Annotated in this window: 9 protein-coding genes; all 9 read left to right on the top strand. The window is 34.5% G+C overall.

Translation table 11 applies throughout. From position 1 onward, the window contains the following. Nucleotides 1-93 precede the first annotated feature (93 nt). The 9 genes from ACNQGX_RS00755 (at nt 94) to ACNQGX_RS00715 (ending at nt 12,702) form a co-directional block, all read left to right on the top strand. A complete protein-coding gene (locus ACNQGX_RS00755) occupies nt 94-1,269 on the top strand; it encodes a 2-isopropylmalate synthase (protein WP_099716341.1) in 1,176 nt (391 codons plus the stop codon). A 38-nt stretch (nt 1,270-1,307) separates the two neighbouring features. Further along, a complete protein-coding gene (gene leuB, locus ACNQGX_RS00750) occupies nt 1,308-2,423 on the top strand; it encodes a 3-isopropylmalate dehydrogenase (protein ID WP_417973120.1) in 1,116 nt (371 codons plus the stop codon). A 272-nt stretch (nt 2,424-2,695) separates the two neighbouring features. Further along, nucleotides 2,696-4,369 carry a dihydroxy-acid dehydratase gene (ilvD, locus tag ACNQGX_RS00745; protein ID WP_417973118.1) on the top strand — a complete coding sequence of 558 codons (1,674 nt, stop codon included), beginning with the start codon at nt 2,696-2,698 and terminating at the stop codon, nt 4,367-4,369. Between the two features lie 142 nt (nt 4,370-4,511). After that, nucleotides 4,512-6,206, top strand: coding sequence for a biosynthetic-type acetolactate synthase large subunit (ilvB, locus tag ACNQGX_RS00740; protein ID WP_417973116.1), 1,695 nt, complete (start codon nt 4,512-4,514; stop codon nt 6,204-6,206). Between the two features lie 4 nt (nt 6,207-6,210). Beyond that, complete coding sequence (gene ilvN / locus ACNQGX_RS00735) at nt 6,211-6,735, top strand: acetolactate synthase small subunit (protein ID WP_099715558.1); 525 nt, start codon at nt 6,211-6,213, stop codon at nt 6,733-6,735. Nucleotides 6,736-6,800: 65 nt separating this feature from the next. Beyond that, nucleotides 6,801-8,270 carry a ketol-acid reductoisomerase gene (ilvC, locus tag ACNQGX_RS00730; protein WP_417973114.1) on the top strand — a complete coding sequence of 490 codons (1,470 nt, stop codon included), beginning with the start codon at nt 6,801-6,803 and terminating at the stop codon, nt 8,268-8,270. A 535-nt stretch (nt 8,271-8,805) separates the two neighbouring features. Continuing rightward, complete coding sequence (gene acs, locus ACNQGX_RS00725) at nt 8,806-10,713, top strand: acetate--CoA ligase (RefSeq protein ID WP_417973112.1); 1,908 nt, start codon at nt 8,806-8,808, stop codon at nt 10,711-10,713. Nucleotides 10,714-10,857: 144 nt separating this feature from the next. Further along, nucleotides 10,858-11,988: an NAD(P)/FAD-dependent oxidoreductase gene (locus tag ACNQGX_RS00720; protein ID WP_417973109.1), complete on the top strand. Its 1,131-nt coding sequence runs from the start codon at nt 10,858-10,860 to the stop codon at nt 11,986-11,988. After that, nucleotides 11,989-12,702, top strand: coding sequence for a methyltransferase domain-containing protein (locus tag ACNQGX_RS00715; protein ID WP_417973107.1), 714 nt, complete (start codon nt 11,989-11,991; stop codon nt 12,700-12,702). It abuts the gene before it with no gap. Nucleotides 12,703-12,712: the final 10 nt, after the last annotated feature.

Below are 12,712 nucleotides of genomic sequence, written 5' to 3'. Positions count from 1 at the left end.
ATAAGCAGTATATTTCATTAAATTGAGTTTTATATTAAAGTAATGAAAGATATTTTTGTTATCAAGTTGTGAAATTACATTAAATAAATGAAAATGAATAGAGAGAAAGTTCAAATTTTTGATACCACCTTAAGAGATGGCGAACAGGTCCCAGGATGTAAATTAGATACCAATCAAAAACTCGTTATAGCAAATCGACTGGACGAAATGGGTGTTGACATTATTGAAGCTGGTTTTCCTGTGTCTAGTCCAGGTGATTTTTTATCTGTTTCAGAAATAAGCAAGGTTGTTAAAAATGCAGTTGTCTGCGGATTAACAAGAGCGGTTAAAAATGATATTGATGTTGCTGCAGAAGCTTTAAAACATGCAAAAAGACCTCGTATACATACTGGAATAGGAACTTCAGATTCGCACATAATACATAAACTAAATACAACCAGAGAAGATATTATTGCCAGAGCAAAATTTGCCGTTTCACATGCTAAATCGTATGTAGAAGATGTGGAATTTTATGCTGAAGACGCTGGTAGAACGGATAATGAATTCTTGGCTCGAGTCTGTGAAGAAGTAATAAAATCAGGTGCTACCGTACTTAATATTCCGGATACAACGGGTTATTGTTTGCCGGAAGAATATGGTGCAAAAATTAAGTATTTAAAAGAAAACGTCAAAGGGATTGAAAACGTAATCTTGTCTTGTCATTGTCATAATGATTTAGGAATGGCAACAGCTAATTCAATAGCAGGAGCGGTAAATGGAGCCAGACAAATTGAATGTACCATAAACGGAATAGGCGAAAGAGCCGGAAATACAGCTCTGGAAGAAGTGGTGATGATTTTCAAACAACATCCGTATTTGAATTTGGATACCAATATCAATACACGTCAGCTGAATGAAATGAGCCGATTGGTTTCTGAAAGTATGGGAATGATGGTGCAACCCAATAAAGCGATTGTTGGTGCAAATGCTTTTGCGCACAGCTCCGGAATTCATCAAGATGGTGTGATAAAAAACAGAGCAACTTATGAAATCATGGATCCTTTAGAAGTAGGTGTCAATGAATCCTCTATAGTTCTTACCGCCAGAAGTGGAAGAGCAGCATTGGCTTACAGAGCCAAAAAAGTAGGGTACGAACTTACAAAAGTGCAATTAGATGTTGTTTATGTGGAGTTTTTGAAGTTTGCCGACATTAAAAAAGAAGTTCTCGATGACGATATTCATCAAATAATTGAAGCCTGTAAAATGAATAAGGAATTAATCCTTAACTAAAATATTTTGATTTCTATTAAAATCTAAATCTTACTATTATGAACTTAAAAATAGCAGTACTTTCAGGAGACGGAATAGGTCCGGAGGTAATCTTACAAGCAAAAAAAGCGTTGTATGCAATTGGTGTGGTTTTCGATCATGAGTTTGTTTTTGAAGACGCTCTTATTGGTGCTGTTGCTATTGAAAAAACAGGAAATCCTTTGCCGGAACAAACATTGAATCTTTGTTTGAACACTGATGCTATATTGTTTGGAGCTATTGATGATTCAAAATACGATACCAATTCAGATTCAAGATTACGTCCTATACAAGGATTATTAAAATTGAGACAAGCATTAGGATTGTATGCGAATATAAGACCTATAAAACCCTATAATGACTTATTGGATTTATCTCCTTTAAAAAGAAAAATAATTGAAGGCGTTGATTTTATAATCTTCAGAGAAATTTCGGGAGGATCTTATTTTAGTGAGAAAAAGATCAACGAACAAGGAACTTTAGCTTCTGATTTATGTGAATATTCCGAAGAAGAGATTATTCGAATCAGTCATTTAGCTTTTAGAACTGCTCAAAAAAGACAAAAAAAGGTGACTTTGGTTGACAAAGCCAGTATTCTTGAAACGTCACGATTATGGAGAAAAGTAGTGAAAGAAATTGGAGAAGGATATCCTGATGTAACCTTAGATTTTCTTTTTGTTGATAATGCTGCGATGCAAATAATCATTAATCCAAAACAATTTGATGTCATTTTGACTGAAAATTTATTTGGCGATATTTTATCTGATGAAGCAAGTGTAATTACGGGTTCAATAGGATTATTACCATCAGCATCTTTAGGAAATTCAAATGCTCTTTTTGAACCTATTCACGGTTCCTATCCGGAAGCAAAAAGAAAAAATATCGCTAATCCTATTGCTTCAATAGTATCGGCGGCGATGCTTTTGGAACATTTTGGTCTTCATATCGAATCGCAAAAAGTATACGAAGCAGTACAAAAAGCAATTGAATTGAATGTCGTCACGGCAGATTTGAATCCGTATTCAAAATTTGGAACAAATGAAGTGGGAGACTTTATTTCAAATTACATTTTAAGTAAAGACGATCTATATTTTAAAAGTGACAATGTCTATATAGGACAATCGACTATTGTTTAAGATATTTTGTTAAAGTTATGAAATTAATCACAAGAAGTGTTTGAAATGTTGAGATTTTGTTTTTTTAGTAGTATTAGTTTTTATACTTTTGCCACATCTAAAAAGAAAACATGAGAATTTCAATTATTATAACTTCTGTCATTAATGTCAATGTGATTATCACATATGCAGAGGGAATGGTATAAATATAATTGAAAAAATATTTAAAACCTCCCAATTATTTTGGGAGGTTTTTTTTTGGAATAAATTTAAAATACAGAAACAATCATATAATGGAATTAAATAAATACAGCAAGACTATTACTCAAGATCAAACGCAACCGGCAGCACAAGCGATGCTTTACGGAATTGGTTTAACTGAAGAGGATTTAAAAAAAGCACAGGTAGGAATCGTAAGCATGGGTTACGAAGGAAATACGTGTAACATGCACTTAAATGATCTTGCAAAAGATGTTAAACAAGGGGTTTGGAATGCTGATTTAGTCGGTTTGATTTTTAATACAATTGGTGTCAGTGACGGTATTTCGAATGGTACAGATGGTATGCGTTTTTCTTTAGTATCTCGTGATGTAATTGCGGATTCTATCGAGACAGTAATGGGAGCACAATGGTATGATAGTTTGATTGCAATTCCAGGTTGTGATAAAAATATGCCAGGAGCCTTAATCGCTATGGGCAGAGTAAATCGCCCAGCCATTATGGTATATGGAGGGTCAATTCACTCTGGAAAATGGAAAGGGGAATCTTTGAATATTGTGTCTGCTTTTGAAGCATTAGGAAAAAAATTCCAAAATACTATTTCAGATGAAGATTTTAAAGGAGTTATTCAAAATGCATGCCCAGGTGCTGGTGCTTGTGGCGGTATGTACACCGCAAATACCATGTCATCAGCTATCGAAGCACTGGGGATGAGTTTACCGTACAGTTCCTCGTATCCCGCTTTGAGCAAGGAAAAAAGACAAGAATGTCTTGAGGCTGGAAAAGCAATCAGGATACTATTAGAAAAAGATATTAAGCCAAGAGATATTATGACTCGTAAAGCTTTCGAGAATGCGATTACACTGGTAGCCGTTTTAGGAGGTTCTACAAATGCAGTAATGCACTTAATTGCAATGGCACATTCTGTTGATGTCGAAATTACTTTGGAAGATTTTCAAGCAATAAGTGATAAAACGCCTGTACTTGCTGATTTAAAACCGAGTGGTAAATACATGATGGAGGATTTACATGATGTTGGAGGTGTTCCTGCAGTAATGAAATATTTGTTAAAAGAAGGATTTATTCATGGAGACTGTTTAACCGTAACTGGAAAAACAGTTGCCGAAAATTTAGCTTCGGTTCCTGATTTGAATAATGGACAAGACGTAATTTATGAAATCCAAAAAGCATTAAAACCAACAGGAAATATTCAAATATTATATGGAAACCTTGCTTCAGAAGGAGCTGTAGCAAAAATAAGCGGTAAAGAAGGAGAATATTTTGAAGGAACCGCTGTTGTTTTTGAAAGTGAGTTCGATGTAATTCCAGGTATTCAAGCTGGAATGGTAAAACCAGGGGATGTAGTCGTCATCCGATATTGTGGGCCAAAAGGCGGTCCTGGGATGCCTGAAATGCTAAAACCTACATCAGCTATTATTGGAGCCGGATTAGGAAGTAGCGTTGCCCTGATTACAGATGGTAGGTTCTCTGGAGGTTCACATGGATTTGTGGTAGGTCACATAACACCGGAAGCTTATGATGGTGGTGGTATTGCTCTAGTTGAAAATGGTGATTTGATTACTATTGATGCGGTGAAAAACACTATCAATCTAAAAATATCTGACGCTGAATTTGCCAAAAGAAAAGCCAATTGGGTTCAACCAGCTTTGAAAGCGACAAAAGGAGTTTTGTTAAAATATGCCAGATCTGTTTCAAGTGCATCTACAGGATGTGTAACAGATAAATAAAAAGCAATAGCAATTTCAAAATTCAATATCAAAAAAAAACATTTTGATTGTTATTACCATTGAATTTTGAAATTGCCATTGATATTGAAATTGCTATTGCCATTGAATTTTTAAAAAGGCAGTTGCTAAAAAAAAATAAAAAATGAAAAATAATAAAATATCCGGCGCCGAAGCCGTTATTAGATGCTTATTAGAAGAAGGAGTAGACTTGGTTTATGGTTATCCTGGTGGAGCTATAATGCCAGTTTATGACGAATTATATAAATTTCAAGATCAATTGCAACATGTTTTAGTACGTCACGAACAAGGCGCAACTCATGCGGCTCAGGGATTTGCAAGAGCAACAGGAAAAGTGGGAGTTGCGATTGCAACTTCGGGTCCGGGAGCAACAAATTTAGTTACTGGAATTGCAGATGCGCAAATCGATTCGACTCCTATGGTTTGTATCACGGGACAAGTAGGGAAACATTTATTGGGATCTGATGCATTTCAAGAAACCGATATCATTGGAATTTCGACTCCGGTAACCAAATGGAATTACCAAATTACGGAAGCTTCAGAAATTCCTGAAATCATTGCAAAAGCATTTTATATTGCTAAATCTGGTCGGCCAGGTCCAGTATTAATTGACATTACAAAAAATGCTCAGTTTGACGAAATTGAATTCAGTTATAAAAAATGTACCAGTATTAGAAGTTACAATCCGAAGCCAACTTTAAATCTTGAAAAAGTGGCAGAAGCGGCGGAATTAATCAATAATGCCAAAAAACCGTACATTATTTTTGGTCAAGGAATTATTCTTAGCGAAGCGGAGGCCGAGTTAAAAGCGTTGGTGGAAAAATCAGGAATTCCGGCTGCTTGGACCATTTTAGGACTTTCAGCAATGCCTACAGATCATCCATTGAATGTAGGAATGGTAGGAATGCATGGAAATTACGGTCCTAATGTTTTGACTAATGAATGTGATGTTTTAATTGCACTTGGAATGCGTTTTGACGACCGTGTTACAGGAAATTTAGCCACGTATGCGAAACAAGCCAAAGTAATTCACCTTGAAATTGATCCTGCTGAAATAGACAAGAATGTAAAAACTACTGTGGCGGTTTTGGCTGATTTAAAAGAATCTTTAACAGCTTTGATTCCTTTAATCGAAAACAACACTCATGAATCTTGGCATAATGAATTCAAAGAGAAATACAAAATTGAATTAGAAGCGGTAATCAATGACGAGTTAAAACCAAAGAAAGAAGGAATTTCTATGGGAGAAACTATTGAAATGATTAACAAACATTCTAAAGGAGACGCCATTATGGTTTCGGATGTGGGACAACACCAAATGTTTGCTTGTCGCTACGCCAAATTTAATTCGACAAAAAGTAATGTGACTTCCGGTGGTTTAGGAACGATGGGATTTGCATTGCCTGCTGCGATTGGAGCCAAAATGGGAATGCCGGATCGTGAAGTCGTGGCTATTATTGGTGATGGAGGTTTTCAAATGACCATTCAGGAATTAGGAACTATTTTTCAAACCAAAGTTCCTGTGAAAATTGTGGTGCTAAACAATGAATTTTTAGGAATGGTACGTCAGTGGCAACAATTGTTTTTTGACAAAAGATATGCTTCTACGGAAATGATCAATCCTAATTTTATAGCCATTGCCGAAGGCTATTATATCAAAGCGAAAAAAGTAACCAAAAGAGAAGATTTAGATGCGGCTGTTGCCGAAATGATGGCTTCAAAAGAATCGTATTTCCTTGAAGTTATGGTAGAAAAAGAAAATAACGTATTCCCAATGATTCCAACAGGAGCATCGGTTTCTGATATCCGATTAAGTTAATATTATGGAAAATAAAACATTCACCATTTCTGTTTATTCAGAAAACAACGTTGGCTTATTAAACAGAATATCTGGAATATTCTTGAAACGCCACATCAATATTTTGAGTTTAAATGTATCCGAATCTGAAATTGAAAATGTTTCCAGATTTATCATTGTAGTGAATACAACCGAAAAATGGGTGCAAAATATAGTAGGACAAATCGAAAAACAAATCGAAGTCATCAAAGCATTTTATCATATTGATGAAGAAACTATTTTCTTGGAAAATGCACTATTCAAAATTGAATCGAGCTTACTTTTTGATGAAAAACAAATTCAGAATATAATTAAAGAAAGCCACTCCGAAATAGTTACGGTTGCGAGAGACTTTTTTGTGATTTCAAAATCAGGACAACGTGCTGAAATAGAATCGTTATACGAAAAATTAAAACCTTTTGGAATCATGCAATTTGTACGTTCCGGAAGAATATCAGTTTCCAAAGCAAAAATGGAAATTTCAACATTATTAGAAGAACTTAAACAGTAATTCGTTTAATTTTCAATTATTAAACCTATCAATTATTAAATTTTACAATCATTAAATAATAAAAAATGGCAAATTATTTCAATTCATTACCACTTAGATTACAATTAGAACAATTAGGCGTATGCGAATTCATGGATCAATCTGAATTTGTAGACGGAATTAAAGCTTTAGCAGGAAAAAAAGTAGTCATTGTAGGGTGTGGAGCACAAGGTTTGAACCAAGGTTTGAACATGAGAGATTCTGGTTTAGATATTTCTTATGCATTGCGTGCCGATGCAATTTCGGAAAAAAGAGCTTCGTTTAAAAATGCTTCTGATAATGGATTCAAAGTGGGAACGTATGAAGAATTAATCCCAACGGCTGATTTGGTTTGTAACCTTACACCAGACAAGCAACATACTGCTGTAGTAACGGCGATTATGCCTTTGATGAAAAACGGATCTACTTTAGCCTATTCTCATGGTTTCAATATCGTAGAGGAAGGAATGCAAATTCGTAAAGACATCACTGTAATTATGTGTGCTCCAAAATGTCCGGGATCTGAAGTACGTGAAGAATATAAAAGAGGTTTTGGTGTACCAACTTTGATTGCGGTTCACCCAGAAAATAATCCAAACGGAGAAGGATTTGAACAAGCAAAGGCGTATGCAGTTGCTACTGGTGGTCACAAAGCAGGAGTTTTAAACTCTTCATTTGTTGCCGAAGTAAAATCGGATTTAATGGGAGAACAAACCATTCTTTGCGGAATGTTACAAACGGGTTCTATCTTATGTTTCGACAAAATGGTTGAAAAAGGAATCGAGCCTGCGTATGCTTCTAAACTAATTCAATACGGTTGGGAAACAGTAACGGAAGCTTTGAAACACGGTGGAATTACAAACATGATGGATCGTTTGTCAAATCCTGCAAAAATTGAAGCGTATGAATTGGCAGATGAATTGAAAGACATCATGCGCCCATTGTTTCAAAAGCACATGGATGATATTATTTCTGGTGAATTTTCAAAAAATATGATGATTGACTGGGCTAATGATGATATCAATTTATTGACTTGGAGAGCTGCAACTGCAGAAACGAATTTTGAAAAAACAGCGCCAACAGCAGCACATATTTCAGAACAAGAATATTTTGACAATGGTGTTTTGATGATTGCCATGGTAAAAGCGGGTGTAGAATTAGCTTTCGAAACGATGACACAATCAGGAATTATTGAAGAATCGGCGTACTACGAATCTTTGCATGAATTGCCTTTAATTGCAAATACTGTGGCAAGAAAAAAATTATATGAAATGAACAGAATCATTTCGGACACGGCAGAATACGGTTGTTATTTATTTGATCATGCGTGTAAACCGTTACTGGCTGATTTCATGAAAAAAATTGAAACAAATGTTATTGGAAAACCTTTTTCAAAATCTAACGGTGTTGAAAATGCAGTGCTGATTGCGGTAAACAGTACTGTTCGTCAGCATCCAATTGAAGATGTAGGAGCGTGGTTGAGAGAATCAATGACGGCTATGAAAAAAATAGGATAATAAAATAGGAATTACCACACAAGAGGGTGTGTTGGGATTAGCACTATATCATTTGATTTCATAATATTTTGAATTAGTTAAAACTTATTAAAAAAGATAAATGGATATGGATGCTTTTACATTCACTCAACTTTAAACGAGCTTAAAGATGAGTGAAGTAATCCCTATGAAGCAGATGGGAAGTAGTAGCAATATCCATGTTTATTTTTTTTTTTTGAATAAATCAGTACAGAATATTTTAGTACTACGAGTTCTTGATTTGAACTGAATTATTTTGGTTAATTATAGTTTAAAAAATCATCGTTTATAGTCTTAAAATAATTGTTGTTAAATTTTGTTGATACAAAGGCGAGGTGGACTTAAATCTATCTTGCCTTTTTGTATTTTACTTATTTTGTAAAAAACGATAAGAATTAAACAGATTAACAGTAAAAGTGCTTTTTTATTTGATAATTCATTTTTTTTTGTAGGTATTTATAATTTAAATAATTTTAAGAATAGCGAGAGATTTAATACTTTTATAAAAAATTATAACATGAGCTACTATAAAATTCAAAATTTAGAACAATATTTTAAACATTATAATAAATCAGTTCGTGAACCAAGAAAATTTTGGGGAAAAATAGCAGAAGAAAACTTTACGTGGTACCAACAATGGGATAAAGTTGTTGATTTTAATATGGGGGAGGCCGAAGTGAAATGGTTTACTGAAGCAAAAGTAAATATCGTTAAAAACTGTATTGACAGGCATCTTGCAAAAAGAGGAGAAAAAACGGCCATTATTTTCGAACCCAATGATCCATCAGAAACAGCATTGCATATTACCTATAATGAATTACATCAGCGCGTTTGTAAAATGGCAAATGTACTGCGTGAACAAGGCATAAAAAAAGGAGATAGAGTTTGTATCTATTTACCTATGATTCCTGAATTAGCCATTACAACTTTGGCTTGTGCAAGAATTGGAGCAATACATTCCGTTGTTTTTGCAGGATTTTCGGCTTCAGCAGTGGCAACAAGAATAAATGACAGTGATTGTAAAATGGTTATCACATCTGATGGTGGCTATCGCGGTAATAAAACTATCGATTTAAAAGGAATAATTGACGAAGCACTGATAAACTGTTCTGGTGTTTCAACCGTATTGGTTGTCAAAAGAACGAATACTGCTATAAATATGCAAGAAGGTCGTGACCAATGGTTACAACCGCTTTTAGAGGAAGCTTCAGACAATAATGTAGCAGAAATTATGGATTCTGAGGATCCATTGTTTATTCTATATACTTCTGGTTCTACAGGAAAACCAAAAGGAATGGTGCATACCACAGCGGGTTATATGGTGTATACCGCTTATACCTTTAAAAATGTATTTAATTACGAAGAAAACGATATTTTTTGGTGTACCGCCGATATTGGTTGGATAACCGGACATTCTTACATTCTTTACGGGCCACTATTGAATGGTGCAACAACCGTAATTTTTGAAGGAGTTCCTTCCTATCCAGATTTTAGCCGTTTTTGGGAAACCATCGAAAAGCATAAAGTGACGCAGTTTTATACGGCGCCAACCGCTATCCGAGCCTTGGCAAAAGAGAGTTTAGATTATGTACAAAAATATCCTATGAAGTCTTTAAAAGTGATAGGATCTGTTGGAGAACCTATCAACGAAGAGGCATGGCATTGGTACAATGATCACGTAGGAGGAAAGCGATGCCCTGTTGTTGATACATGGTGGCAGACGGAAACCGGAGGAATAATGATTTCACCAATTGCTTTTGTAACCCCAACAAAACCTACTTATGCTTCCTTGCCATTACCGGGAATTCAACCTGTTCTTATGGATGATAAACGCAATGAAATAGAAGGCAATCAGGTTACGGGAAGTCTTTGTATTAAATTTCCTTGGCCTGGAATTGCCAGAACCATTTGGGGTGATCATCAACGCTATAAAGACACTTATTTCAGTGCTTTTCCAGGTAAATATTTCACTGGAGACGGTGCTTTGCGTGACGAAGTAGGTTATTACAGAATTACGGGACGCGTAGATGATGTGGTGATTGTTTCGGGTCATAATTTAGGAACTGCACCAATTGAAGATGCCATAAATGAGCATCCGGCCGTGGCAGAAAGTGCTATTGTAGGATTCCCGCACGACATAAAAGGAAATGCTTTATATGGTTTTGTTATTTTAAAAGAAACCGGTGAATATCGTGATAGAGAAAATCTAAGCAAGGAAATAAATCAACATATTTCAGATCACATTGGACCGATTGCCAAGTTAGACAAAATTCAGTTTGTTTCCGGTTTACCTAAAACCCGTTCCGGAAAAATCATGCGTAGAATTCTTCGCAAAATAGCCGAAGGGGATTATTCAAATTTTGGTGATATCTCAACACTTTTAAACCCTGAGATTGTAGAAGAAATTAAAGAAGGAAAATTATAAATTAATTAGGAGCCGTTTGTAACAAACGGCTTTTTTTTGAATAAGAATAGGAAAGTAGCGCTTATTTTATATCCAATAATTATGTAAGTTTTATATGAAATAATATAGCTGCATTCTCAAACAAATCCATAAATTTACTTCTCTATGAAAAACAATGAAGTTTTAATTATTGGTGGTGGTTTAGCAGGATTGACTGCGGCGATTCATTTGTCTAAAATTGGACTTCAGGTTACTGTAATTGAAAAAAACGAATTCCCAAAGCATAAGGTTTGCGGCGAATACATATCTAATGAGGTCTTGCCTTATTTCAATTGGTTGGATTTAAACATAGCCGATTTAAATCCCACAAATATCACAAAACTTGAGTTTTCAACAGCAAGCGGAAAAACAATTAAAAGTGTTTTACCTTTGGGTGGATTTGGAATTAGCCGTTATGCACTGGATGAGTATTTGTATAAAAAAGCAATTGCAAATGGTTGCGAAATTCTTCTGGATAGTGTTGAAACCGTAGTTTTTGATAAAAACGAGTTTACCATTACTACTTCAAATCAAACGATCTTAAAATCAGAAATTGTAATCGGTGCTTTCGGAAAACGTTCTAATATTGATCAGAAATTGAATCGCGATTTCATCCGGAAAAAGTCTCCTTGGTTAGCCATAAAGGCACATTATTCGGGAAGTTTTCCTAATGATTTGGTTGGTTTGCACAATTTTAAAGGAGGATATTGTGGTGTTTCTAAAGTCGAAAAGGACAGAATTAACATCTGTTATTTAGCAGATTACGAGACTTTCAAACAGTTTAAAAATATAGAGGAATATCAAAACAAGGTAGTTTTTCAAAATCCACATTTAAAAGCAATTTTCGAAAAAAGTAATTTGCTTTTTGAAAAACCTTTAACCATAAGCCAAATTTCTTTTGAGAAAAAACAAGCCGTTGAAAATCATATTTTAATGATTGGCGATACAGCAGGACTAATTCATCCTTTGTGTGGCAACGGAATGGCAATGGCTATCCACAGCGCCAAAATTGTTTCAGAATTAGTTACTAAATATTATACCAATGAAATTGAATACAGAAATGAACTAGAAGAAAAATACATTCAGGAATGGAATTTTAATTTCAAGAAAAGGCTTAAAACGGGCCGATTGTTATCGAATCTTTTGCAAAAACAAAAACTTTCAGTAACATTGATGTGTATATTAATTATATTTCCATTTTTATTATCCAAAATTATAAAGAAAACGCACGGAAATCCCATAACTTTAAATCTATAGATGTTTCTAAATACCAAATTCAGAACTGATACGCTTGAAACGATGGATAATTTTGCCATGGAAGGAGAAATCTTGCGTGATGCGTTGGATAAAATTGCCAAAATTAACCAACTTTTAGGAGGAAACCTCTTAACTTTACAAGGAGTTCAGGAATTGACAGCAAATATTCCTAAATCAAAAGGAATCACAATAGTAGATATAGGATGTGGAAATGGAGCTATGTTACGAACATTAGCCGATTATGGGTTAAAAAACAATTTGAATTTTCAATTAATTGGGGTTGATGCTAATAATTTTACCATTAATCATGCTCAGAAATTATCTGAAAATTATCCAACTATTAGTTACCGTTGTCAGGATATATTTGATAAACCTTTTGAGGAATTAAAATATGATATTGTACTTTGCACGTTAACGTTGCATCATTTTAAAGACAGTGAGATTATTGATTTATTGAATGTGTTTTATAAAAATTCGAATGTTGGAATTGTTATTAATGACTTGCATAGAAGCACCGTTGCATACCGATTATTTCAAGTACTATGTTTTGTGTTTAGATTGAATAGTGTACCGAGACAGGATGGATTAACTTCAATTCTAAGAGGTTTTAAAAAAGAAGAATTGGTTCTTTTTTCAGAAAAATTAAATTTTAAAAAATATAAAATTCAATGGAAATGGGCTTTCCGCTACCAATGGATTATATGGAAAGACTAAAAAGACAATA

The organism is Flavobacterium glycogeni (genome assembly GCF_048286775.1).
GTDB lineage: Bacteria > Bacteroidota > Bacteroidia > Flavobacteriales > Flavobacteriaceae > Flavobacterium.
The sequence above is the reverse complement of the archived record's forward strand: the minus strand, read 5'-3'. Positions and strand labels throughout refer to the sequence as shown.